The organism is Nocardioides baculatus (assembly GCF_016735675.1).
GTDB classification, from domain to species: Bacteria; Actinomycetota; Actinomycetes; order Propionibacteriales; family Nocardioidaceae; genus Nocardioides; species Nocardioides baculatus.
Window position 1 is genome coordinate 137,734 of sequence record NZ_JAERSG010000003.1, and the last position, 22,465, is coordinate 160,198.

Here is a 22,465-nt window from a genome sequence, read left to right on the forward strand (position 1 = left end):
GAGGGCGGCGGTGGCGTCGGGACGGTGCTGCGGCTTCACAGGTGGCCTTCCGTGCTGGTGGAGATCCAGCGTAGGAACGGTGTCCGACACTCGGACCGGGTTCCCACATCGTGGCACCCGGCGCGTCGGGCGACGAAATCACGGCGGATCAGTGGGGAGCGCGTCCTAGGGTGGAGTGGTGATCGAGTTCGACGACGTGCAGGACCTCGTCTCCCCCGTGGTCATCGCCGCTTTCGAGGGGTGGAACGACGCCGCCGATGCGGCCTCCGGCCTCGTCGACCACCTCATGGAGCAGTGGAAGGCCGAGGTCATCGGCGCCATCGATCCGGAGGAGTTCTACGACTTCCAGGTCAACCGGCCGGTCATCAGCACCGACGTCAACGGCCACCGGCGCCTCGCCTGGCCCACGACGCGGATCGCCGTCGCGCGACCCGCGGAGCTCGACCGCGACGTGATCCTGGTCCGCGGCATCGAGCCGAGCATGAAGTGGCGCCAGTTCTGCGCCGAGCTGCTCGCCGCGTGCGACGACCTCGGCGCCGAGCTGGTGGTGACCCTCGGGGCGCTGCTGGCGGACACGCCGCACACGCGTCCCATCCCGGTCAGCGGCACCGCCACCGAGCCGGAGCTCGTCGACCGGCTCGACGTCGAGCAGTCGACCTACGAAGGCCCGACCGGGATCGTCGGAGTCTTCAACGACGCGTGCAGCCAGCTCGACATCCCGGCCGTGTCCTACTGGGCCGCGGTCCCCCACTACGTCGCACAGCCGCCGTGCCCCAAGGCCACGCTCGCCCTGCTCGGTCAGCTCGAGGAGCTGCTCCAGGCCCCGATGCCGCTCGGCGACCTCGTCGACGACTCCAAGGCGTGGGAGCGCGGCGTCGACGAGCTCGCCGCTGAGGACGAGGACGTCGCCGACTACGTCCGTGCGCTGGAGGAGACCCGCGACACCGCCGACCTCCCCGAGGCCTCCGGCGAGGCGATCGCGCGCGAGTTCGAGCGCTACCTCAAGCGCCGCGACACCGACTGAGCCCTGCCCGACCACCGTTCTCCGGGCGGATCGAGCGGCCGTACGTCAGAGCGAGAGGCCGAGGGCCGCGTCGAGCAGCCGGTGGATCGTCGCCGCTGCCTCGTGGTCCGAGGTGTCGGCGAGGCCGGTCGTGCCGAGGGTGGCCTCGACCCACTCCTGGACCGCGGCGACCGCAGTCGGGGCGTCGAGGTCGTCGGCCAGCGCGGCGAGAACGCGCTCGACGACCGGTGCCGAGTCGGCACCGTGGCCGAGCGCGAGGGCGCGTCGCCAGTCGGCGAGGGTGTCGACCGCGTCCCAGAGCTGGGCGTCGGTCCACTCCCAGTCGCTGCGGTAGTGGTGGCGGAGCAGCACGAGGCGGATGGCCATCGGGTCGACCTCGCTCATGCGCAGCGCGGAGACGAAGACGAGGTTGCCCTTGGACTTCGACATCTTCGCGCCGTCGTAGGCCACCATCCCGGCGTGGGCGTAGGCGCGGGCGAACCGCTCCCCCGGATGCGCCACCTGGCCGTGACCGGCGGACATCTCGTGGTGGGGGAAGACCAGGTCGCTGCCGCCGCCCTGCACGTCGAAGGTGGTGCCGAGGTGGTCGAGCGCGATCGCGGTGCACTCGATGTGCCAGCCGGGGCGTCCGGCGCCCCACGGGCTGGGCCACGACGGCTCGCCCGGGCGCTCAGCACGCCACAGCAGGCAGTCGAGCGGGTCCTTCTTGCCCTCGCGGTCGGGGTCGCCGCCACGGTCGGGGAAGATCTCCAGCATCGCCTCGCGGTCGAGGTGCGAGACCGAGCCGAAGGCGTCGTCGGCGGTGACGGCGAAGTAGAGGTCGTCCTCGACCCGGTAGACCGCACCGGCCTCGTCGAGACGCTCGATGAGCTCGATCACCTGCGGGATCGACTCGACCGCGCCGATGTAGTGGGCAGGCGGCAGGACGCGCAGTGCCTCCATGTCGTCGCGGAACAGCTGGGTCTCGCGCTCGGCCAGCTCGGCCCAGTCGACGTTGACCTTGGTCGCCCGCTCGAGCAGCGGGTCGTCGACGTCGGTGACGTTCTGCACGTAGGTGACCTCGTGCCCGGCGTTGCGCCACGCGCGGTTGAGCAGGTCGAAGCCGACGTAGGTCGCGGCGTGCCCCATGTGGGTGGCGTCGTAGGGCGTGATGCCGCAGACGTAGAACCGCGCCGGACCCTCGGGACGGGTGTCGACGAGGCCACCGCTCGCGGTGTCGTGGATCCGCACGGCCGGGCCCGTGACAGGCAGTCGGGGAACGTCGGGGGACGACCAGGAACGCATGACGGGAAGACTATCCGGCTAGAACGGGGGCCACGGGATCACGGGGTACGCCGACGACGCCGGGGCGGGGAAGACACCGCGGTCCAGCAGCCGTGTGACGCGCCGCGCGGTGACCGCGAGCTCGTCACGGGCCAGCAGCCCGGCGAGCGTCGCACCGAGGTCGCCGTCGAGGGCCGCCGCGAGTCGCCGCAGCCCATCGGCCTCCTCGTCGGTGACCGTCTCGCCGACGAACCCCCAGAGGACGGTGCGGAGCTTGTTCTCGACGTGGAAGGTCAGGCCGTGGTCGACGCCGTGGCGATGGCCGTCGGCCATCGGCAGGACGTGACCGCCCTTGCGGTCGGCGTTGTTGACGACGACGTCGAACAGCGCCATCCGCCGCAGCTGCGGTGAGTCCTCGTGGACGAGCGACACCGGCTGGTCGTGGGCGTCGAGGCCGTCGAAGACGTGCCGGAAGCCGTGCGGCACCTGTCCCTCGCCGACGATGTCGACGGGGTCCTGGTCCTCGACCTCGTCGCGCCACAGCTGCACCATGCCCGGACCGTGCGGCCCGTCGCCGAGCACCGTCGGCGGCACGATGTCCCAGCCGAGCACCTCCGAGACGGCGTACGCCGCCACCTCGCGGTGCGCGAGCGTCCCGTCGGGGAAGTCCCACAGGGGCCGCTCCCCCGCGATGGGCTTGTAGACGACGCGCACGCCGTCGATCTCGCCGACGAAGGTGGCGTTGGAGGCAGGAAGTACCCGCCCGTGCAGGACCAGCTCACCAGTCGGGACGCCAGCCGGGACGCCGGGGGTGGGCTCAGGGGTCACGACGCCGGAAGCCGTTGGCGCGGACGCACAGGTGTCCGTCGGGGTCGATCGGCTCACCGCAGAACGGGCAGTCGGGCCGGCCCGCTCCGACCACGCTGCGCGAGCGCTCGACGAACGAGCGGGCGGCGGCGGCGGTGAGGCGGACGAGGAAGATCTCCTCGGGCTCCGGCTCGAGCAGGTCCTCGAGGTCCTCCTGGAGCTGCTCGGGCGACACGACGGCCGCCTCGGTGAACGGGAAGACCTCGATCACGACGCGCTCGTCGGCGCTGTCCCACGACAGCGTCATGGTGCCGGCGCGGAACTCCTCCTGGATGGGCTGCTCCAGCGGCCGGCCGTCGACCATGTCGCGGGGGGCGATCGCCGGGATGAGCACGTCGTCACCGGCCGCGCCCATCAGCTCGTCGAGGAGCTCGTCGATGCGCTCGGCCAGCGCGGACACCTGCTGCTTCTCCAGGGAGACGCTGACGATGCGGGTGCCCTCGCGTGCCTGGAGGAAGAACGTCCGCGAGCCGGGCTCGCCGACGGTGCCGGCGACGAAGCGCTCGGGAGGGTCGAAACGGTGCACGACAGGCATGTCAGTCACCCTAGGACCCGGCTGGCTGGGCCGGTCCCGCTCCCCCACCGACCACCGCGTCGGACGCCTTGGCGCGCCCGCGCGAGCCCTTCTTCGCGGCGGCCTTCGGGGGTGTGAGCCACGACAGGTCGCCGCCGTGGGTGTTGGTCCCGAGGACGAACGGCCGCGACTCGGTGTAGCGCACGACCGAGACCGAGGCGGGGTCGACGTGGATGCGCTGGAACAGGTCGAGGTGGGTGCCGAGGGCGTCGGCGAGGATCGACTTGATGACGTCGCCGTGGCTCACCGCGAGCCACACGGCGTCGTCGCCGTGCTCGGCGGCGACGCGTGCGTCGTGGCGGCGGATCGCGGCCACGGCCCGGTCCTGCATGGCCCGCATCGACTCGCCACCCGGGAAGGCAGCGGCCGACGGCTGGCCCTGGACGGTCTTCCAGAGCTTCTCCTTGGCGAGCTCCTTCAGGGGGCGCCCCTGCCACTCGCCGTAGTCGCACTCGGAGAGCTGCTTGTCGGCGCTCGCCCGGAGCGCAGCGGCCTGCCGACCGGTGATCTCCTTGCACGTCTCACGGCAGCGCTCGAGCGGGCTGGTGACGGCGGCAGCGAGTCGTACGCCGGCGAGTCGCTCGCCGACGGCGACGGCCTGCTTCACGCCGGTGTCGTCGAGGTGGACGCCGGCCGTGCGACCGGCGAGGACTCCGGCCGTGTTGGCCGTCGAGCGGCCGTGTCGGACGAGGATGACGGTGGGCACGAAAGCGACCCTAGTGGGCTTAGCCTGAGCCCGTGATCGTGGACAACGCCCTCTACCACCAGGGCAAGCGGGTCCCGCTCGGCGACGGCGACGACCAGAGCCTCGGGCACGCCCGGGTGCCCTGCGACCCCGGCGACTTCCAGTGGATCGGGATCCACGACCCCAGCCCCGACGAGCTCGACCTCATCGCCCGCACCTTCGACCTGCACCCGCTCGCGGTCGAGGACGCGGGCGACTCCCACCAGCGCCCCAAGCTCGAGCACTACGGCGACACGCTCTTCCTGGTCCTGAAGACGCTCTGGTACGTCGACGCGGAGGACGCCGTCGAGACCGGGGAGATCAACATGTTCGTCGGTCGGGACTTCGTGGTCACGGTGCGCCACGGCGCCGGCATCGACCTCTCCGACTCCCGGCGCGACCTCGAGTCGCGGGCGAAGGTCCTCGAGCACGGGCCGATGGGCGTCATGTACGCCATCTGCGACCGGGTGGTCGACGAGTACGAGAAGGTCGGCGCGGCGCTCGAGGAGGACGTCGACGAGGTGGAGGAGTCGGTCTTCTCCGAGGCGCGGACCAACGACTCCAACCGGATCTACGTCCTCAAGCGCGAGATCGCCGAGGTCCGGCGTGCCGTGCTGCCGCTGCGCGAGCCGATGCGCAAGTTCTCGTTGCACTCCGACACCGTGCCGACGATCCGCACGCCGATCCCGATCACCGCGGAGACCGCGACCTACTTCCGTGACGTGGCCGACCACCTCCAGCGGGTCTCGGAGGTGATCGACAGCCTCGACGTCCTGCTGTCGACCGCCTTCGACGCCCACCTGGCGCGGATCTCGGTCCAGCAGAACGACGACATGCGCAAGATCTCCGCCGGTGCCGCGCTCGTCGTCGTGCCGACCCTGATCGCCGGCGTCTACGGCATGAACTTCGACCACATGCCCGAGCTGCACTGGACCTACGGCTACGCGTACGCGATGGCGCTCATGGTCGGCGCCTCCGGACTGCTGCTCTGGTTCTTCAAGAAGTCCGGGTGGCTGTGACCCGACCGTCCGCATGGCGGGTCGTGTGGTGGTTCGGGTTCGTCAGCCTCTTCGCGGACATGGTCTACGAAGGCGCGCGCTCGGTCTACGGCCCGCTGCTCGCTGCCCTCGGCGCCTCGGCCGTGGTCGTCGGCCTCGTCACGGGTGCCGGTGAGGCCGTCGCGCTGGTGCTGCGGCTCGCCTTCGGCCCGATCGCCGACCGCACCGGTCGCTACTGGTCGCTGACGATCCTCGGCTACGGGCTGACCGCCGTCTGCGTCCCGCTCCTGGCCCTCGCGCCGCGGCTCGGCGTCGCCGGACTGGCCTTCGGGGCGACGATGATCCTGCTCGAGCGGCTGGGCAAGGCGATCCGCTCGCCGTCGAAGTCCGCCCTGCTCGCGCACGTCGCCTCGGCCGTGGGTCGCGGTCGCGGGTTCGGCGTGCACAAGGCCCTCGACCAGGTCGGTGCCTTCGCCGGTCCGCTCCTGGTGGCGGGGGTCGTCGCGCTCAGCTCGCTGTGGACCGGGATGGCGGTGCTCGCGGTCCCCGGTGCGATCGCGATGGTGCTGCTGTTCACCCTGCGGGCGCGCGTGCCCGACCCGGCGGCGTACGACGACGCCGTCGAGGCTCCGAGCGTGCCTGCCGAGCGGCGTGGCTGGTGGGCCGAGGCGGTGGGTGCCGGGCTGTCGGGCGACTTCTTCCGCTACGCGGTCGCCGCGTCGCTGACCACCGGCGCGCTGGTGACCTTCGGCATCATCGGCTACCACCTCACCGTCGAGGGACTGCTGCCCGTGGCGGCCGTCCCGGTCGTGTACGCCGCCGCGATGGCCGTCGAGGCCGTCGCCGCACTGGTCGTCGGCTCGGTCTACGACCGGACCGGGCCACGGGTGCTCCTCGTGGTGCCGGTGCTGGTCGCGATCGTGCCCGCCCTCGCGCTCGGATCGGCGCTGGTGGCCGTCCTGGCCGGCGTCGCGGCGTGGGGCTTCGCCCAGGGCGTGCAGGACTCCACGATCAAGGCGGTCGTCGCGGACCTCGTCGAGGCACCGCGGCGGGCGACGGCGTACGGCGTCTTCGCCGGCATCCAGGGACTGCTCGCGATCGTCGGTGGCGTCGGTGCCGGCTGGCTCTACGAGAAGTCGCTGGTCGCGCTGGTCGTGGTCGTCGCGCTCACCCAGGTGGTGGCGCTGGCCCTGCTGGTCGACACGTTCAGGCGGTCAGCACGCCTGCGCCGAGCAGGATGAGCGTGCCGGCACCGAGCAGGATGCGGTAGACGACGAACGGCGTGTAGGAGCGGGTGCTGACGTAGCGCAGCAGCCAGGCGATGGCGGCGTACCCCACGACGAAGGAGACCGCCGTCGCGGTGATCGTCGGTCCCCAGCCGAAGTCGTTGTGGCCGTTCGGGATCTCCTTGAGCTCGAAGAGCCCGGCGCCCACGACGGCGGGGATGGCGAGCAGGAAGGCGAAGCGGGTCGCGGCCTCGCGGTCGAGGCCGAGGAAGCGGCCCATCGAGATGGTGGCGCCGGATCGCGAGACACCGGGGATCAGGGCGAGCGCCTGCGCCGCGCCCATCAGCAGGGCGTCCTTGAGGGTGATCTTGCCGAGCGTGCGGTCGGTGCGGCCGACGCGGTCGGCGATGCCGAGCACGATGCCCATCACGATCAGCGTGGTGCCGATGATCCAGAGGTTGCGGAAGTCGCGCTCGATGACGTCCTTGAGCAGCACGCCGAGCACGACGATCGGCAGCGAGCCGATGATGATGTACCAGCCCATGCGGGAGTCGAGCGTCCCGCGGTGCTCGGGCTGGAAGAGTGAGCGCACCCACGAGCTGCCGATGCGCCAGATGTCCTTGCGGAAGTAGATGAGCACGGCGAGCTCGGTGCCGATCTGGATCACGGCCGTGAACGCCGCTCCCGGGTCGCCCCACCCGAAGAGCTCGGGGAAGATCCGCAGGTGCGCGCTGCTGGAGATCGGCAGGAACTCGGTGAGCCCCTGGATGATGCCCAGGACGACTGCCTTGAGGAGATCGATCACAGGGGGTGAGCCTACGGGCGCGTCCCTGTCGGTCCGGCGCTGGACCCGTGGATACGCTCGCCCCATGCAGCAGCGTTCGCTCGGGGCCACCGGCCTGAAGGTCTCCCGGCTCGGCCTGGGCACCATGACGTGGGGTCGTGACACCGACGAGCACGAGGCCCGTGACCAGCTGATCGCCTTCGCCGAGGCGGGCGGCACGCTCCTCGACACCGCGGCCGGGTACGGCGACGGGGCCAGCGAGGAGCTCATCGGCACCCTGCTCGGTGACGTGGTCGCCCGCGACGAGGTGGTCCTCGCGACCAAGGCGGGCATCTCGCGGCGTACGGGCGAGCGGGTCACCAACACCTCGCGCGGCACCCTGCTGACGACCCTCGACGCCTCCCTGAAGCGGCTCGGCGTGGACCACGTCGACCTGTGGCAGGTGCACGTGTGGACCGACGAGACGCCGGTCGAGGAGACGTTGAGCGCGCTCGACCTGGCCGTCACCTCCGGGCGCGCGTCCTACGTCGGCATCTCCAACTACACCGGGTGGCAGACGGCGCAGGCCGCGACGTGGCAGCGCGCGGTGCCGGGCCGCACACCCCTGGCCTCGACGCAGGTGGAGTACTCCCTGCTCAACCGCCACGTCGAGCACGAGGTGGTCCCGGCCGCGCAGGCGCTCGGGCTCGGCGTGCTGCCGTGGTCGCCGCTGGGGCGCGGCGTGCTGACGGGCAAGTACCGCTCCGGTACGCCGTCCGACTCGCGCGGTGCGACCGAGCACTTCGCCGGCTTCGTCGGCGCCTACCTCGACGAGCGCGGCCGCGGCATCGTCGAGGCCGTGGCGCGTGCCGCCGACGGCCTGGGCTGGTCCCCGCTCGAGGTCGCGCTGGTGTGGGTCCGCGACCGGCCCGGCGTCACCGCCCCGATCGTGGGGGCCCGCACCGCCGCCCAGCTCGACGGTGCCCTCGGCGTCGAGGAGCTGGCCCTGCCCGCCGAGATCGTCGAGGCGCTCGACGACGTGTCCGCCGACTGATCCCGCCTGAGTCGGTTCGAGAGGAGCTCCAGTGGCCAGGATCCAACGACGCCCACCCGGGCGCGGCATCGAGTGGGAGTTCGAGACGCTCGTGCTGCCGAAGGACTTCTCCCGCAACGTCGTCACCCGACTCCTCGTCGACCGCGCCGAGCACGGCGGCTGGGAGCTCGACCGGCTCCGGATCGGCAACGACGGCAAGCGCCGGGTCGTGCTGCGGCGCAAGATCATCCGCCAGCGGCTCACGCTCTTCGCCGGCTGAGCCCTCCCCTACATGGGGTGCGGACCCCATGGCCCTCCCGGCCGCCCGGTGGTCGACTCGTGGGCACGGGACCCCCGGTCCCGGCACCCGAGGACCTGGAGGACCAGCCATGCCGTCACGGCGTACGCGCAGGACCGAGCTCGCGATCGTCGAGCTGGCCGTCGACCCCGCGGACGTGGACGCCGGGGCCTACCCCGTACGGATCCGGCTGACCCGCCCACTGACGACGTACGAGGCCGAGGGGCTCGCGATGATCGAGCCGCGACTGCGCTGCGAGGGCGACGCGATCGTGGTGCCCCACGCCACGCTCGACGACGTCGCGCGCGCCCACGAGACCTGGGCTGCCCGGCTCGAGCGGGTGCAGACCCGCGCCGGCGAGCTCGAGGGTGCGACCCAGGTCGCCGACCACCGCAGGATCGACGCCCAGGCCCGGCACGGGTCGCACCTGATGAGCCAGTCGGCCGACGACCGCGGCCTGCACTGAGGACTTACCAGCCCTGTGTCCCGGGTGCGCCCTTGAACGGCCCGGTGACCCGCGAGGTGATCCAGCCGCCGTAGAAGCTGCCCGGCTGCGGCTGGACGACCTCGCCGTCGACCGTGCAGCGGTCGACGCGACCGGGGTAGAGCGCGACGTGGTCGAGCAGCGCCTCGAAGCCGGCCGACGGAGTCGGGTAGGCCCACGCCACCGACGGGAGCACGTCGTCGCCGACGACGATGTCGAAGTAGTCGGCCGCGCCCTTCCACTCGCACCAGCTCGCGCCCTTCTGGGCCTCCCGGAGGACGCCGTCGGCGAAGGCGCTGCGCGGCAGGTAGTAGGTCGGCGGGTGGCTGGTCTCGAGGACGCGCAGGCTCGTGGTCGTGTCGGCGACCACGACTCCCCCGTGCTCGACCACCACGTGCTCGTTGCTCGTGTCGACCCGCGGCGGACGCGGGTAGTCCCAGACGGATTCGGTCATGGCGCCAATCTACGGAGCGGCGCCTATCGCCTTCGCCTTGAGCTCGCGCACCATGGCGTCCGGGTCGTCGGCGGAGTAGACGGCCGAGCCCGCGACGAAGACGTCGGCGCCGGCCTCGGCACAGCGTTCGATGGTCTCGAGGGAGACGCCGCCGTCCACCTGGAGCCAGGTCTCGACGTCGTGCTTGCGCATCAGCTCGCGCGCCGTACGGATCTTGGGAAGGCACAGGTCGAGGAACTTCTGCCCGCCGAACCCCGGCTCCACCGTCATGATCAGCACCATGTCGAGCTCGGGCAGCAGCGACTCGTAGGGCTCGATCGGCGTCGCCGGCTTGAGCGCCATCGACGCCCGCGCGCCCTGGTGGCGGATCTCCCGCGCCAGCCGGACCGGTGCCTTCGCCGCCTCGGCGTGGAAGGTCACCGACCCGCACCCGGCCTCGGCGTAGGCCGGTGCCCAGCGGTCGGCGTCCTCGATCATGAGGTGCACGTCGATCGGCTGGGCGGCGTGCTTGCTCAGCGCCTCGACGACCGGCAGGCCGAGCGTGAGGTTCGGGACGAAGTGGTTGTCCATCACGTCCACGTGCACCCAGTCGGCGCTGGGGATCCGGGCGACCTCGTCGGCCAGGCGCGACAGGTCGGCGTTGAGGATGCTCGGCGTGATCTGGATGCCCACGGGTCAATCCTAGGGACTGCGGTCGCTGGACGAGGGCGTGGCTCGGTGCGAGCGGATCCCTGATCAGGCTGCCGGTCGCGCCGGCGTCCGGAACCGCGGCTTGAGCCATCGCCACCGTCGAGCGCGGATCTTGAAGCAGAGGTACAGGTAGACCGCCAGCAGCATGCCGACGGCGCTGGTGGAGAGGAACACCCACCAGGGCTGTGGGCCGATCGCGCGTCCCACCATGGCGAGGGCCAGCACGGTGAACATGAACGCCAGGACGACCGCCATCCCCTCCATGCGACGGGCCCACTGGAGCCTGATCTCGGACTCGGCCGCATGGACCTGCACGAACCGTCCGAGGTCGCCGTGCTGAGGTAGAGGTCTGCCGATCCCGGCTAGACGTCGCTGGTGTGCGGTCCACGCCGCCTCCACCCCCTCGATGACCTGTGCCTCAGGATCCGTGGCGAGCACCATCTGCTCGGTGCTACGGGTCGTGAGCCAGCGGAACCTGGACAGCAGTCCCGGCCAGACCGGGTCGCTGCCCCACGCCGTCAGGGTCTGGATGACGCTGCCGTCCGGCACATGTGTGGTGAAGCACCCGTAGTGGCAGTCCCACAACCATGCCAGCTGGGCGAATGCCGTGCCGTCCGGTGCTGCGAACACCTGCCCGGGGCGTGCCGCCCACACGGCGAACTCCTCAGCTCGGTTGCCGTACGGCTGCGCCATGTCATGCAGTTCCTGTGCGTGCCGGTCCGACACGGCGCACCCGCCGAGGAGCCGGAAGCCGAGCGCCTCGAGCTCGAGTCGCATCCGGGGCTGAGGATCGACGTCGCCGACCGACCACGGCACCGCGACGTACTCGAATCCCATGGCCCGCAGGGTAGGACGTCGTCTCACGGCCTGTCCCAAGAACGCGGATGGGTCAGGTCTCCTCCGGCTCCGGCGGAGCCTCGGCACCCTCGGCGTCGTCGCGGTCCGCCCAGGCGAGGAGCGGCGCGATGTCGAACGGGTGTCCGTCGATGTCCGCGTGGAGGTCGCCCAGGTCCGCGAATCGCGACGGCATGGTGAAGATCGTGAAGTCGTCAGGCGTGCAGTCGTCGACCTCGTCCCAGCGGATGGGTGCGGAGACACGGGCCTGCGGCACGCCGCGCACGGAGTACGCCGCCGCGATCGTGTGGTCGCGGGCGTTCTGGTTGTAGTCGACGAACAGCTGCGAGGGATCGCGGTCCTTGCGCCACCACGCCGTCGTGACGTCGCCGTCGGCGCGGCGCTCGACCTCCCGGGCGAAGGCGAGCGCGCCACGGCGTACGTCCTGGAAGCCGTGGTCGGGCGGGATGCGCACGTAGATGTGCAGCCCGGAGCCGCCACTGGTCTTGGGGAAGCCGACGGCGCCGAGCTCGTCGAGCACCTCGTGGGCGACGTGTGCGACGCGCTGGACGGTCGCCCAGTCGCAGCCCGGACCGGGATCGAGGTCGATGCGCCACTCGTCGGGCTTCTCGGTGTCGGCGCGACGGCTGTTCCACGGGTGGAACTCGACGGTCGACATCTGCACGGCCCAGATGACGCTGCCGAGCTCGGTGACGCACAGCTCGTCGGCAGTCCGCTTCCAGCGCGGGAAGAAGAGCTGCACGGTCTCGACCCACTCCGGCGCTCCCGCCGGCAATCGCTTCTGGTGCACCTTGTCGCCGGCGAGGCCCTTCGGGAAGCGGTGCAGCATGCACGGTCGCTCGAACAGCGCGTTGACGATGCCGTCGCCGACCGACAGGTAGTACTCGACCAGGTCGAGCTTGGTGGCCCCGGGACGACCGTCGAGCGGCGGGAAGTACTCCCGGTCCGGGTTCGTCACCTTGACGACGCGGTCGTCGACCTCGATCTCGGTGAACGGCGACGCCATGGGGCGACCCTAGCCGCAGCGGCTACTTGTTCTTCGCACCCTCAAGGGCGGCAGGGGCCTCGGCGACCGTCACGGTCACCGGGTCGGACCAGCCCTCGTCGGCGTACTGGCTCTCGGGGCGGTGCCAGCGGAACTCGGTGGTCTCGGTGACGGGTACGTCGACGCGCGCCAGCCCGTTGGGGCCGGTGAGGACCAGGTCGCCGGCGGGGGCCCAGGCGCCGCCGGGGCGCCGCGACTCGAGCACCAGCGGGTCGCCGGTGACGCGACCGCTCGGGTCGGTGACCCGCCCGGTCAGCGAGACCGACTGGCCGGCGTCGACGGACCTACGGTCGACCGCCACACCGGTGGCCAGGGTCGTGCCCTCGAAGTCGAAGGTCGAACCGGACCCGCGGACGGCGTCGAGGTTGAACGGCGCGCCGTCACAGCCGAACCCGGTGACTGCGAAGCCCGCACCGTCGCCGTGCCGGGCCGCGAAGTCCGCCGTGGTGGCGGTCTCCGACGAGCCGAGCGGCGCCAGCGTCCCGAGCTCGACCAGCGTCCAGTCGTACGTCGTCGCGGCCGTCGACACCGTCGTCCAGGAGCCTGCCGGCGCCGAGAGCGCGGCGCGACCGCGCCAGGCGGTGCCGGGGAGGTTGTCGGACGTGATGGCCATGACGTAGGAGACGCCCTGGCTCCCCGACGTGGACGCCACGGCGACCGTGGTGTCGAGGCCGGCGAGCGACGCGAAGCGGGTGAAGGGACCGGAGGCCGTGCCGGGCGCCGCCGGCACCAGGCCGAGCGAGCGGCGACCCATCGGCGCCGTGTAGGGGCCGAGGTTGAGCCGCGACTGCGGCGGCTGCGCCGCGCCGAAGAGGGCGTCACATCCGACGTAGGTCAAGAAGACGTCCGGGTCACCCGTCGCCGGGCCCGACAGCCGCTGGGCACCCTCGGCAGCCTCTGCCGGGGCGGCACCGAGAGCCGCCAGCGTCATCGCCGACGCGACCAGCGCCATGGTGGTCCGCAACCGCATCCGTCGTCCTGCTCCCCGAATCGCACCACGCCCCATGCGCCGCACTTGGTCACATCATGCTCGGTCGATCCAACGAGGGGAACAGGTGGGTGCCGTTGATCCGTCGAAGATCTCGCGGACCCACCTGTCGGGGTGGAGCCGTAGGTTGTCGCCATGCCGTTCCGGGGTGACGACGTGCCGCGACATCCCGTGCGCCGCGTCGAGGCACGGCCCGGCCACGACCTGCCCCGTCGCTCCTATCCGGCCTCCATCCCGGCCGTCGCGCAGGTGCTGGCCGACGGCCTCGACCTCGGGCCGGGGGTGACCTTCCTGGTCGGTGAGAACGGCTCCGGCAAGTCCACGCTGGTCGAGGCGGTCGCCACGTCCTTCGGGTTGTCGCCGGAGGGCGGGAGCACCCACAGCCAGCACTCCACGCGGGCCACCGAGTCAGCCCTCGGCGACGCACTTCAGCTGGTGCGCGGGGCCGGGTCCACGAAGTGGGGCTTCTTCCTGCGCGCCGAGACGATGCACGGCTGGTACTCCTACATCGAGGGCCTCGGCGGGGATGATCACGCCTTCCACGAGATGAGCCACGGCGAGTCCTTCCTCGCCGTGCTCGAGTCGCGGTTCACCGGAGCAGGCTTCTTCTGCCTCGACGAGCCCGAGGCGGCACTGTCGTTCTCCTCAACGCTCGGCCTCGTCGCCGCGCTGCAGAGGGTGGTGGCGCGCAGGGGCCAGGTGCTCTGCGCCACCCACTCCCCCGTCCTCGCCGCGATGCCCGGCGCGCGGATCCTCGAGGCCGGGCCGTGGGGCCTGCGCGAGACGGCGTGGGGCGAGCTCGAGCTGGTCGACCACTGGCGGCGCTACCTCGCCGAGCCGTGGGCCTACCTGCGCCACCTCCAGGACGACCGAGAGGGCGACCGAGAGGACGACCGAGCGGACGACCGAGAGGACGACCGAGAGGACGACCGAGCGGACGACTAGAGGGGGCGCCTGCGCAGGGTGGCGGCGAACATCGCATCGGTGCCGTCGCGGTGCGGCCAGAGCTGGAAGCGGTCGACCTCGTCGGCGTCGCCGCGCCGGTCGAGCACTGCGGCGACGACCTCGGTCGTCTCGGCGAGCACCGGTGAGCAGGTCGCGTAGACCACGACCCCACCCGGCCGCACCGAGTCGATCGCCACGTCGAGCAGCACCTGCTGGAGGCCGACGAGCACGTCGACGTCGTCGGGCGTACGCCGCCAGCGCGACTCGGCGCGGCGGCGCAGGGCGCCGAGTCCGGAGCACGGCGCGTCGACGAGCACGCGGTCGAACGTCCCCGGCACCCACGGAGGGCGGGTGCCGTCACCGGCCAGCACGTCGACCGTGCCGCGCGGCACGGCACGCATCGCCGACGCCACCAGCGCTGCGCGGTGCGGCTGGCGCTCGTTGGCGACGAGGTGCGCGCCGCGCTGTGCCGCGATCGCTGCCAGGAGGGCGGCCTTGCCACCCGGCCCGGCGCAGAGGTCGAGCCACTGCTCGTCGCGTCCCTCGAGGTCGGCGTCGCTCATCGCCAGCGCGACGAGCTGCGATCCCTCGTCCTGCACGCCTGCGCGACCCTCGGCCACGGCAGGGATGCTCGCCGGGTCGCCGCCGGCGAGCTCGACGCCGTACGGCGACCGGCTCGTGCGGGTCCCACCGGCTGCCTCCAGCTCGGAGACCTCGGCCAGCCCGGGCCGGGCCGCGAGCGTGACCCGGGGCGGTGCGTTGTCGGCGTCGAGCAGGGCCGCCAGCTCGTCGTCGGAGGCGTCCGGGCCGAGCGCCTCCGCGAGGGCGTCGACGACCCAGCGCGGGTGGGACCGGGCGACGGCGAGGTGGCCGTGGAGGTCGGTCGACGGATCGGGGGCGACGTCGGTGACCCACTGGTCGACGGGGCGCGCGCTGATCTTGCGGAGCACGGCGTTGACCAGCCCGGACGGGCCGCGCCCGACGGTCTGGTGGACGAGGTCGACGCTCGTCGAGATGGCGGCGTGGTCGGGCACCCGCATCGACAGGAGCTGGTGGACCCCGAGCCGGAGCACGTCGCGCACCTCGGGCTGGAGCTTGGGCTTGGCCAGGCAGGCGTCGATCACCGGGTCGTAGAGCCCCTGCATCCGGATCGCGCCGGACGCCAGCTCGGTGGCGAGGGCGGCGTCGCGACCGTCGAGCCCGTGCTTGCGCAGCACCTGGGGCAGCACCAGGTTGGCGTAGGCCCGGTCGGCGCGGACGGCGGTCAGGACGTCGAGAGCGGCGCGCCGTGGCCGGTCGACCGGCCGGCGGCGCTCACTCACCGAGGTGCTCCCGCACCAGCTTCTTGGGCGCCTTGGCCGCCCACGCGTCGGTGATGACCTCGACGAGCTCCTGCCGCGAGATCTCACCGAGCCGGGACTGACGCACCAGCACGGCGCTGTAGCCCTTGAAGTGGTCGATGGTGAAGAACGGCGTCGACTCGTCCGCGACGAGCGCGTTCTTCTCGACCTCGGTCGGCGTGTGGACGACGACCACGTCGTCGTACATCTCCCCCGTCTCGGGGTCGACGGCGGTCTTGTGCGGCATCCGGTAGAGCACGAAGCCCTTGCCCTTCTCGCCGCGCGGCACCTTCCACGTCGGCCGGTCGCCCCACGACGTGCCCAGCTCGGTCTCGGGCAGCGACCCACAGATCTCGTCGATGTCCTCGGGCCGGGCGGGCCGGTCGGTGGAGTCGCTCATGCGCTGACCCTAGTCGCCGGAATCGAGTCGGACGCCCGACTCGAGACGTACGCCGCGGGCCCAGTCGGCGGCGCCCATCTGCTTCTTGCCGAAGGCCTTGACCTCGCCGAGGAGCACCGGAGTGGTGCCCGTGCCGACGACGACGGCGTTCTTGGTGACCGCCAGGACGCCCGGCGCCACGGCCTCGTGGTCGACGTGCCGGACCGGTCCGATCTTGATCCGTTCGCCCTCGAAGGTGCTCCACGCGCCGGGTCCGGGGGTGCACGCCCGGACCTGCCGCTCGATCCCGACCGCGGGGTGCGTCCAGTCGATGCGCGCGTCGTCGACCAGGATCTTGGGGGCGAACGACACCCCCTCCTCCTGCTGCTCGCGCGCCTCCAGGGAGCCGTCCTCGATGCCGTCGAGCGTCTGGACCAGCAACCCCGAGCCACCCTCGGCGAGCCGCGCCAGCAGGTCGCCCGCCGTGTCGTCGGGACGGATCCGCTCGGTCATCACGCCGAACACCGGTCCGGCGTCGAGCGCCTTCACGATGCGGAACGTCGTGGCGCCGGTGACCTCGTCGCCCGCCCACAGCGCGTGCTGCACGGGGGCGGCGCCGCGCCACGACGGCAGCACCGAGAAGTGCAGGTTGATCCACCCGTGCGGGACGAGGTCGAGGGCCGACTGCGGCAGCAGGGCGCCGTACGCCACCACGGGGCAGGCGTCGGGACGCAGCGCGGCCAGGGCGGCCTGGAAGTCGGGGTCGCGCGGGTGCTCGGGCTTGAGCACGGGTACGCCGAGCTCCTCGGCCCGCTGCGCGACCGGGCTGGCGACCAGCCTGCGGCCGCGGCCACTGGGCGCGTCGGGACGGGTCACGACGCCGACGAGCTCGTGACGGCTGTCGGCGACCGCGTCGAGCGCGGGAAGGGCGACCTCGGGGGTGCCGGCGAAGACGACCCGCATCAGATGCCGAGCCCACCCGTGGCGTGGGGGCTCACCCGTACGACGGGCTGCTCGAGCCCGAACCACTCGGACTCGCGGATCTCCTTCATCGCCGCCTTGCGGGCGTCCGTGTCGAGCTTGTCGATGAAGAGGATCCCGTCGAGGTGGTCGGTCTCGTGCTGCATGGCACGGGCGAGCAGCTCCGAGGCCTCGATGCGCACCGGCTCGCCGTGCATGTCGAAGCCGGTGGCGATGACGTTGAGGGCGCGCAGGCAGTCGTAGGTGAGCTCGGGCAGGGACAGGCACCCCTCGGCGCCGTCCTGCGTCTCGTCGGACAGCTCGAGCGACGGGTTCACCAGGTGGCCCAGCTCGCCCTCGACGTGCCAGGTGAAGACCCGGAGGCCGACCCCGATCTGCGGCGCCGCGAGGCCTGCACCGGGGGCGGCGAGCATCGTGTCGGTGAGGTCGGTGACCAGCTGGCGGAGCTCGCGGTCGAAGCTGTCGACCTCGATCGCGCGCTGCCGGAGCACGGGGTCGCCGAAGAGGCGGATGGGCTGGATGGCCATGCGGCGCAGTCTAGGTAGGGACCGGCACTCGGGTCAGATCGTGAGGGGGTCGACCTGGATCCGGACCGGGTCGAGCTTGCGTGCCGAGCGCACCCGCTGGAGGTCGCCGAGCGCCCCGGACAGCGCGGCGCCGGTGGCCCGCGGCACGCGGAGCACGACCCGGTGCTCGTCCTCGACCGGGACGGGCCCCAGCACCTCGGCGCCCTCGGGCAGGTCGAGGAGGTGCAGCACGTCGTCGAGCGCACCGAGGTCGCCGGTGACGGTGGCCATCCGCGCCGCGGGCGGCAGGTGGGCCTGCGACCGCTCCTCGACCTCGCGCCGGGCGAAGCCGGCCGGGTCCCAGCGCACGAGTGCCTGCAGCGCCGGGTGGGCAGGATCCCCCACGGCCACGACGTGACCGCCCCGGCGTACGAGCGCTCCGGCGTTGAGCCAGCGACGCAGGGCCTCCTCCGAGGCCCTCAGGTCGTCGCGGGCGAGGGTGAGCCAGGTGTCGAGGACGACGACCGCGGCGTAGCCGTCGTCGGCGACCGGCTCGGCGCCGACGGTGGCCACGACGATGTCGGCGGCAGCGCCGACGCGGTCGAGGACCCGCTCGCCCGAGCTGCTGCGCACGGTCGTGCCGGCGAACATCCGGCCGAGCTCCTCGGCCGTGCGTGCCTCGCCGCGCACCGGAGCGCGGAGGCCGCGACCGCCACAGGTGGCACAGGCCCACGCCCGCTCGGCGTGTCCGCACCACCGGCACTGCGGCGGCACGGCCGGCGCCGGCACCGCCAGCGGGCCGGTGCACACCGTGCAGCGGGCAGGAGCACGGCAGGTGTCGCAGGCCAGGGAGGCGGCGTAGCCCGCCCGGGGCGTCTGGACGAGCACCGGACCGGACTCCAGACCACGTCGGACGGCGTCGTAGGCCGCTCGCGGGATGCGGGTGCCGACCTGTCGGTCCTCCGCGGGCACGGCCACGGCGCGTACGCGGGAGCGCAGGACCTCGCGCGGCACGGCCAGCTCGTGGGCCCACCCGGAGGCGAGCAGCTGCTGGGCCTCGGGCGTGCGGGCAACTCCCCCGAGGAGCACCGCGGTCGACTGCTGCTCGGCGCGCGCGACGAGCACCTCGCGGGTGTGCGGATAGGGCGCCCGTGGCTCGGCGTGGAGGTCGTCGCCGTCGTCCCAGAGCACCAGCAGCCCGAGGTCGTGGACGGGGGCGAACGCCGCTGAGCGGGTGCCCACGACCACGCGCCTGGCCCCGCGGGAGACCGCCAGGAAGTCGCGGTAGCGCTTCGCCGGACCGCCGTCCGCGGTGAGGCAGACGTGGTGACCCTCGCCCAAGACCTGGATCAGCGCCGCGTCGACCCGCGCGACGTCACGACCGTCGGGCACGCAGACCAGCGCGCCCCGCCCGGCGGCGTACGACGTCGCCACCGCCTCGGCGATCATCTGCGGCCAGTCGTCGGCGGGCGCCGCGGACCACACCGCGCGCGGCGTCTCGCCCGCCGCGAGCCGGCGGAGGAACGCGGCCGCGTGCTCGACCTCGTCCCAGGCGCCGGGTGTCACGTCCGGCGGAGCGGGCGCGGGCTCGGACGCGGCCTTCTCGCCGGTCGCGTGGCGTGGCGGGACGGCGAGGCGGAGCACGTCGGACCGGGCACCGGCGTAGGCCCGGGCGAGCGTCGCGCTCAGCTCGGCGATCTCCGGAGCGAGCACGGGCTCGGCGCTGACCACCCGGCGCAGCGGCTGGAGGGCGCCCGTGTGGTCGGTCTCGCTGGTCCGCTCGACGACGTAGCCCTGGACCTCCTGGCCGGCGAACCGCACCTTGACCCGCGCGCCGGGGACGGCGGTGTCGGCCATCGCCGTCGGCACGGCGTAGTCGAACGGACGGTCGAGGTGGGCGAGCGCGATGTCGACGAGCACCCGGGCAACGGGGTCGACCGCCGCGGGCTCCCACGCGGCGGCCTTCCGCCGCCGGGTGGCCGCAGCCTTGGCCTTGGCGTCGTCCACGGCAGCACGAAGCCCCGGGAGCATGTCTGCTTCCGGGGCTTCGTCTGCGGTCATGGCCGGGATTCTGTCAGCGCCCACCGACCGTCGTACTTGGAGGGCGAGTCCGACACTCGGAGGCGGTTGCAACGGCCTACAAGTGACGGACTCCCCGCACGAGCGGGGACTCCGACGGGGAGCCGGCCTCAGATGCCGGCGGCAGCCTTCAGCTTGTCGGCGCGGTCGGTCGACTCCCAGGTGAACTCGGGGAGCTCGCGGCCGAAGTGGCCGTAGGCCGAGGTCTGGGCGTAGATCGGACGCAGCAGGTCGAGGTCGCGGATGATCGCGGCCGGACGCAGGTCGAAGACCTCGAGCACGGCCTCCTGGATCTTCTCGTCGGCGACGACGCCGGTGCCGAAGGTCTCGATGAAGACGCCGACCGGGGCGGCCTTGCCGATGGCGTAGGCGACCTGCGCCTCGCAGCGGCGCGCGAGGCCCGCGGCGACGACGTTCTTGGCGACCCAGCGCATGGCGTAGGCGGCGGAGCGGTCGACCTTCGACGGGTCCTTGCCGGAGAAGGCACCGCCGCCGTGGCGGGCCATGCCGCCGTAGGTGTCGACGATGATCTTGCGGCCGGTGAGGCCGGCGTCGCCCATCGGGCCGCCGATGACGAAGGTGCCGGTCGGGTTGACCAGCATCCGGTAGTTCTCGGACGGCAGGTCGAACTTCGCGAGCACCGGGTCGATGACGTGCTGCTTGATGTCGGCCTCGAGCGTGGCGTGGTCGACGTCGGCGTCGTGCTGGGTCGAGAGGACGACGGTGTCGATGCGCACCGGGCGGTCGTCCTCGTCGTACTCGATCGTGACCTGGGTCTTGCCGTCGGGCCGCAGGTAGTTGAGCGTGCCGTCCTTGCGCACCTCGGTCAGCCGCTGCGCGAGGCGCTGGGCGATCGTGATCGGGAGCGGCATCAGCTCGGGGGTGTCGTCGCAGGCGTAGCCGAACATCAGGCCCTGGTCGCCGGCACCGCGCTTGTCGAGCTCGTCCTCCGAGGAGCCGACGCGCGACTCGTGGCCCGCGTCGACGCCGGCGGCGATGTCGCTCGACTGGGCGCCGATCGCGACCTGGACGCCGCACGTGGTGCCGTCGAAGCCCTTGTCCGAGGAGTCGTAGCCGATGTCGAGGATCGCCTTGCGGACGATGTCGGCGACCGGGGCGTACGCCGTCGTGCGGACCTCGCCCGCGACGACGACCAGGCCGGTCGTCAGCAGGGTCTCGACCGCGACCCGCAGGTTCGCGCGGTCGGAGTCCTCCGACATCAGGTAGTCGAGGACCGAGTCGCTGATGCGGTCGGCGATCTTGTCCGGGTGACCCTCGGTCACGGACTCCGAGGTGAAGAGGCGTCCTGCCACGTTGGCTCTCAATTCTTGTGTGGAACGGTCGAGTTAAAACCTACCTGTTGACCAGCATCCGGGACGCCGGTCTCAGTCAGCGAATCGCCGTACGACCTCGTCCCAGATGACGTGGGCGAGGGCGGTCTTGCTGCCGTGGGGCACCTCGACGGAGGCACCATCGGCGCCGAGGACGACGGCCTCGTTGTCCTCGCTGCCGAAGACCGCTCCCCCGCTCACGTCGTTGACGACGAGGAGGTCGCAACCCTTGCGGGCGAGCTTGGCGCGGCCGAGGTCGAGCACGGAGCCGGAGGCGTCACCGGTCTCGGCGGCGAAGCCGACGATCACCGCCCCGGCGCGTGACCGGTCGTGGGAGATCTCGGCGAGGATGTCGGGGTTCTGCTCGAGCTCGATGGCGGGCGCGGACCCGTCGTCGGACTTCTTGATCTTCGCGTCGCTGACGGCGGTCGGCCGGAAGTCGGCCGGTGCGGCCGCCATCACCACCGCGTCGGCGGTCGCCGTCGCGGTCACGACGGCCTCCCGCAGCTGCGCGGTCGTCTCGACCCGTACGACGCTGACGCCGGCCGGGTCGGGCAGCGACACGTTGGCGCTGACCAGCGTGACGTGCGCCCCGCGCGAGGCGGCGGCCCGGGCGAGGGCATAGCCCTGGAGGCCCGAGGACCGGTTGCCGAGGAAGCGCACGGGGTCGAGGTACTCGCGGGTGCCGCCTGCCGACACGACCACCTTGCGGCCGGCCAGGTCGGTCGGGTTGACCGAGGACGGGTCGGCGCCGCGGTCGAGCACGCCGCGGACCAGCTCGAAGATCTCGGCGGGATCGGGCAGGCGACCCTTGCCGGTGTCGGCGCCGGTGAGGCGACCCTCGGCGGGCTCGATCACCACGGCTCCCCGCTGGCGGAGGGTGGCGACGTTGGCCTGCGTGGCCGGGTGCTCCCACATCTCGGTGTGCATCGCCGGGGCGAAGACCACCGGGCAGCGCGCCGTGAGGAGCGTGTTGGTGAGCAGGTCGTCGGCCAGGCCGTGAGCGGCCTTCGCGAGGAGGTCTGCGGTCGCCGGAGCGACCACGACCACGTCGGCGTGCTGGCCGATCTGCACGTGCGGCACGGCGTGCACGTCGTGCCACACCTCCGACGAGACGGGCTTGCCGGACAGCGCCGCCCACGTGGGGGCACCGACGAACTCCAGCGCGGAGGCCGTCGGCACCACCGTCACGTCGTGGCCGGACTCGGTGAACCGGCGCAGCAGCTCGCAGGACTTGTAGGCCGCGATGCCACCCGAGACACCGAGCACGACCCTGACGGTCATCGAGGGGCTCGCGTCACTCCGTGGCGTCGCCCGCGGCAGCCTCGGCGGCAGCGGCCTCGGCGGCGGGGTCGATGTCCTCGCAGGTCAGGAGGTCGTCGTTGATCTCGCGGAGCGCGATCGAGAGCGGCTTCTCCTGCACGTGGGTGTCGACGAGCGGACCGACGTACTCCAGCAGGCCCTCGCCGAGCTGGGAGTAGTAGGCGTTGATCTGGCGAGCACGCTGGGCGCTGTAGAGCACCAGCTTGTACTTGCTGTCGGTCTTGCTGAGCAGGTCGTCGATCGAGGGGTTGGTGACGCCCTCGGCGGCGATGGTGGGAGAAGCCACGGTGATGGT

25 protein-coding genes are annotated in these 22,465 nt (G+C 72.4%); 7 read left to right on the forward strand and 18 right to left on the reverse strand.

The genetic code is table 11. The features are described 5' to 3' along the window. Positions 1 to 178 precede the first annotated feature (178 nt). Positions 179 to 1,024, forward strand: a complete 846-nt coding sequence (locus tag JI751_RS10360) for a PAC2 family protein (protein ID WP_201936044.1) — start codon at positions 179 to 181, stop codon at positions 1,022 to 1,024. Between the two features lie 45 nt (positions 1,025 to 1,069). Here JI751_RS10360 and mshC read toward each other — a convergent pair whose 3' ends face one another. Genes mshC through JI751_RS10380 form a run of 4 tightly spaced genes read right to left on the reverse strand, consistent with a single transcriptional unit; the run spans position 1,070 to position 4,434 of the window. Next, positions 1,070 to 2,308 (reverse strand): cysteine--1-D-myo-inosityl 2-amino-2-deoxy-alpha-D-glucopyranoside ligase, encoded by a 1,239-nt coding sequence (mshC, locus tag JI751_RS10365; RefSeq protein WP_201936045.1) that lies wholly within the window; start codon positions 2,306 to 2,308, stop codon positions 1,070 to 1,072. An 18-nt stretch (positions 2,309 to 2,326) separates the two neighbouring features. Further along, positions 2,327 to 3,115, reverse strand: a complete 789-nt coding sequence (locus JI751_RS10370; protein WP_201936046.1) for an SCO1664 family protein — start codon at positions 3,113 to 3,115, stop codon at positions 2,327 to 2,329. After that, positions 3,105 to 3,689, reverse strand: a complete 585-nt coding sequence (locus tag JI751_RS10375) for a DUF3090 family protein (RefSeq protein WP_201936047.1) — start codon at positions 3,687 to 3,689, stop codon at positions 3,105 to 3,107. The genes JI751_RS10370 and JI751_RS10375 overlap by 11 nt, the downstream gene beginning before the upstream one ends. A 10-nt stretch (positions 3,690 to 3,699) precedes the next feature. Next, a complete protein-coding gene (locus tag JI751_RS10380; protein WP_201936048.1) occupies positions 3,700 to 4,434 on the reverse strand; it encodes a histidine phosphatase family protein in 735 nt (244 codons plus the stop codon). Positions 4,435 to 4,466: 32 nt separating this feature from the next. Between JI751_RS10380 and corA the strand changes: the two genes are divergently transcribed. Together corA and JI751_RS10390 are read left to right on the forward strand one after the other, a co-directional pair. After that, positions 4,467 to 5,471: a magnesium/cobalt transporter CorA gene (gene corA / locus JI751_RS10385; protein ID WP_201936049.1), complete on the forward strand. Its 1,005-nt coding sequence runs from the start codon at positions 4,467 to 4,469 to the stop codon at positions 5,469 to 5,471. Continuing rightward, entirely contained in the window at positions 5,462 to 6,691 is a 1,230-nt protein-coding gene (locus tag JI751_RS10390; protein WP_307814081.1) for an MFS transporter, read from the forward strand. The genes corA and JI751_RS10390 overlap by 10 nt, the downstream gene beginning before the upstream one ends. Here JI751_RS10390 and JI751_RS10395 read toward each other — a convergent pair. Further along, positions 6,657 to 7,481: an undecaprenyl-diphosphate phosphatase gene (locus tag JI751_RS10395; protein ID WP_307814083.1), complete on the reverse strand. Its 825-nt coding sequence runs from the start codon at positions 7,479 to 7,481 to the stop codon at positions 6,657 to 6,659. The two genes, JI751_RS10390 and JI751_RS10395, sit on opposite strands and share 35 nt — an antisense overlap. Before the next feature lie 64 nt (positions 7,482 to 7,545). Between JI751_RS10395 and JI751_RS10400 the strand changes: the two genes are divergently transcribed. The 3 genes from JI751_RS10400 to JI751_RS10410 all read left to right on the forward strand — a co-directional run bounded on the left by JI751_RS10400 (position 7,546) and on the right by JI751_RS10410 (position 9,236). Further along, positions 7,546 to 8,493: an aldo/keto reductase gene (locus JI751_RS10400; protein WP_201936050.1), complete on the forward strand. Its 948-nt coding sequence runs from the start codon at positions 7,546 to 7,548 to the stop codon at positions 8,491 to 8,493. A 31-nt stretch (positions 8,494 to 8,524) separates the two neighbouring features. Then, on the forward strand, positions 8,525 to 8,752 hold the full coding sequence (locus tag JI751_RS10405; RefSeq protein WP_372440561.1) for a DUF5703 family protein: 228 nt from the start codon (positions 8,525 to 8,527) through the stop codon (positions 8,750 to 8,752). A 109-nt stretch (positions 8,753 to 8,861) separates the two neighbouring features. Then, positions 8,862 to 9,236 (forward strand): hypothetical protein, encoded by a 375-nt coding sequence (locus JI751_RS10410; RefSeq protein ID WP_201936051.1) that lies wholly within the window; start codon positions 8,862 to 8,864, stop codon positions 9,234 to 9,236. Positions 9,237 to 9,240: 4 nt separating this feature from the next. Here JI751_RS10410 and JI751_RS10415 read toward each other — a convergent pair whose 3' ends face one another. The 5 genes from JI751_RS10415 to JI751_RS10435 form a co-directional block, all read right to left on the reverse strand. Further along, entirely contained in the window at positions 9,241 to 9,708 is a 468-nt protein-coding gene (locus JI751_RS10415; RefSeq protein WP_201936053.1) for a DUF427 domain-containing protein, read from the reverse strand. A 9-nt stretch (positions 9,709 to 9,717) separates the two neighbouring features. Then, on the reverse strand, positions 9,718 to 10,380 hold the full coding sequence (gene rpe / locus JI751_RS10420) for a ribulose-phosphate 3-epimerase (RefSeq protein ID WP_201936054.1): 663 nt from the start codon (positions 10,378 to 10,380) through the stop codon (positions 9,718 to 9,720). 63 nt (positions 10,381 to 10,443) lie between these two features. Beyond that, positions 10,444 to 11,235, reverse strand: coding sequence for a PH domain-containing protein (locus JI751_RS10425; protein ID WP_201936056.1), 792 nt, complete (start codon positions 11,233 to 11,235; stop codon positions 10,444 to 10,446). Positions 11,236 to 11,287: 52 nt separating this feature from the next. After that, the gene (locus tag JI751_RS10430) at positions 11,288 to 12,259 is read right to left on the reverse strand and encodes a DNA polymerase domain-containing protein (protein WP_201936057.1); all 972 of its coding nucleotides are present in this window, start codon (positions 12,257 to 12,259) and stop codon (positions 11,288 to 11,290) included. Between the two features lie 22 nt (positions 12,260 to 12,281). Then, positions 12,282 to 13,268, reverse strand: a complete 987-nt coding sequence (locus tag JI751_RS10435) for a hypothetical protein (RefSeq protein WP_201936058.1) — start codon at positions 13,266 to 13,268, stop codon at positions 12,282 to 12,284. A gap of 153 nt (positions 13,269 to 13,421) precedes the next feature. Between JI751_RS10435 and JI751_RS10440 the strand changes: the two genes are divergently transcribed. Continuing rightward, entirely contained in the window at positions 13,422 to 14,231 is an 810-nt protein-coding gene (locus JI751_RS10440) for an AAA family ATPase (RefSeq protein WP_201936059.1), read from the forward strand. Here the strand turns inward: JI751_RS10440 and JI751_RS10445 are convergent. The 8 genes from JI751_RS10445 to rpoZ all read right to left on the reverse strand — a co-directional run bounded on the left by JI751_RS10445 (position 14,228) and on the right by rpoZ (position 22,456). Next, positions 14,228 to 15,553, reverse strand: coding sequence for an RsmB/NOP family class I SAM-dependent RNA methyltransferase (locus tag JI751_RS10445; protein WP_307814085.1), 1,326 nt, complete (start codon positions 15,551 to 15,553; stop codon positions 14,228 to 14,230). The two genes, JI751_RS10440 and JI751_RS10445, sit on opposite strands and share 4 nt — an antisense overlap. Further along, positions 15,546 to 15,971 carry an MmcQ/YjbR family DNA-binding protein gene (locus JI751_RS10450; protein ID WP_201936062.1) on the reverse strand — a complete coding sequence of 142 codons (426 nt, stop codon included), beginning with the start codon at positions 15,969 to 15,971 and terminating at the stop codon, positions 15,546 to 15,548. Before JI751_RS10450 ends, JI751_RS10445 begins: the two co-directional genes overlap by 8 nt. Positions 15,972 to 15,980: 9 nt before the next feature. Then, complete coding sequence (gene fmt / locus JI751_RS10455; protein ID WP_201936063.1) at positions 15,981 to 16,913, reverse strand: methionyl-tRNA formyltransferase; 933 nt, start codon at positions 16,911 to 16,913, stop codon at positions 15,981 to 15,983. Continuing rightward, positions 16,913 to 17,458: a peptide deformylase gene (gene def, locus JI751_RS10460; protein ID WP_201936064.1), complete on the reverse strand. Its 546-nt coding sequence runs from the start codon at positions 17,456 to 17,458 to the stop codon at positions 16,913 to 16,915. Before def ends, fmt begins: the two co-directional genes overlap by 1 nt. Positions 17,459 to 17,491: 33 nt before the next feature. Further along, the gene (locus JI751_RS10465) at positions 17,492 to 19,498 is read right to left on the reverse strand and encodes a primosomal protein N' (RefSeq protein ID WP_201936065.1); all 2,007 of its coding nucleotides are present in this window, start codon (positions 19,496 to 19,498) and stop codon (positions 17,492 to 17,494) included. Positions 19,499 to 19,626: 128 nt separating this feature from the next. Further along, positions 19,627 to 20,829, reverse strand: a complete 1,203-nt coding sequence (gene metK, locus JI751_RS10470) for a methionine adenosyltransferase (protein ID WP_201936066.1) — start codon at positions 20,827 to 20,829, stop codon at positions 19,627 to 19,629. 72 nt (positions 20,830 to 20,901) lie between these two features. After that, the gene (gene coaBC / locus JI751_RS10475; protein WP_201936067.1) at positions 20,902 to 22,131 is read right to left on the reverse strand and encodes a bifunctional phosphopantothenoylcysteine decarboxylase/phosphopantothenate--cysteine ligase CoaBC; all 1,230 of its coding nucleotides are present in this window, start codon (positions 22,129 to 22,131) and stop codon (positions 20,902 to 20,904) included. Between the two features lie 13 nt (positions 22,132 to 22,144). After that, positions 22,145 to 22,456, reverse strand: a complete 312-nt coding sequence (gene rpoZ, locus JI751_RS10480; protein WP_056600245.1) for a DNA-directed RNA polymerase subunit omega — start codon at positions 22,454 to 22,456, stop codon at positions 22,145 to 22,147. Positions 22,457 to 22,465: the final 9 nt, after the last annotated feature.

Excerpts from the sequence above, each read along its gene's own strand:
- mshC (WP_201936045.1), bottom strand. The coding sequence starts at position 2,308 with ATGCGTTCCTGGTCGTCCCCCGACGTTCCCCGACTGCCTGTCACGGGC.
- JI751_RS10375 (WP_201936047.1), bottom strand. The coding sequence starts at position 3,689 with ATGCCTGTCGTGCACCGTTTCGACCCTCCCGAGCGCTTCGTCGCCGGC.
- JI751_RS10400 (WP_201936050.1), top strand. The coding sequence starts at position 7,546 with ATGCAGCAGCGTTCGCTCGGGGCCACCGGCCTGAAGGTCTCCCGGCTC.
- JI751_RS10410 (WP_201936051.1), top strand. The coding sequence starts at position 8,862 with ATGCCGTCACGGCGTACGCGCAGGACCGAGCTCGCGATCGTCGAGCTG.
- JI751_RS10415 (WP_201936053.1), bottom strand. The coding sequence starts at position 9,708 with ATGACCGAATCCGTCTGGGACTACCCGCGTCCGCCGCGGGTCGACACG.
- JI751_RS10425 (WP_201936056.1), bottom strand. The coding sequence starts at position 11,235 with ATGGGATTCGAGTACGTCGCGGTGCCGTGGTCGGTCGGCGACGTCGAT.
- JI751_RS10430 (WP_201936057.1), bottom strand. The coding sequence starts at position 12,259 with ATGGCGTCGCCGTTCACCGAGATCGAGGTCGACGACCGCGTCGTCAAG.
- JI751_RS10435 (WP_201936058.1), bottom strand. The coding sequence starts at position 13,268 with ATGCGGTTGCGGACCACCATGGCGCTGGTCGCGTCGGCGATGACGCTG.
- JI751_RS10440 (WP_201936059.1), top strand. The coding sequence starts at position 13,422 with ATGCCGTTCCGGGGTGACGACGTGCCGCGACATCCCGTGCGCCGCGTC.
- JI751_RS10450 (WP_201936062.1), bottom strand. The coding sequence starts at position 15,971 with ATGAGCGACTCCACCGACCGGCCCGCCCGGCCCGAGGACATCGACGAG.
- fmt (WP_201936063.1), bottom strand. The coding sequence starts at position 16,913 with ATGCGGGTCGTCTTCGCCGGCACCCCCGAGGTCGCCCTTCCCGCGCTC.
- def (WP_201936064.1), bottom strand. The coding sequence starts at position 17,458 with ATGGCCATCCAGCCCATCCGCCTCTTCGGCGACCCCGTGCTCCGGCAG.
- JI751_RS10465 (WP_201936065.1), bottom strand. The coding sequence starts at position 19,498 with ATGACCGCAGACGAAGCCCCGGAAGCAGACATGCTCCCGGGGCTTCGT.
- coaBC (WP_201936067.1), bottom strand. The coding sequence starts at position 22,131 with ATGACCGTCAGGGTCGTGCTCGGTGTCTCGGGTGGCATCGCGGCCTAC.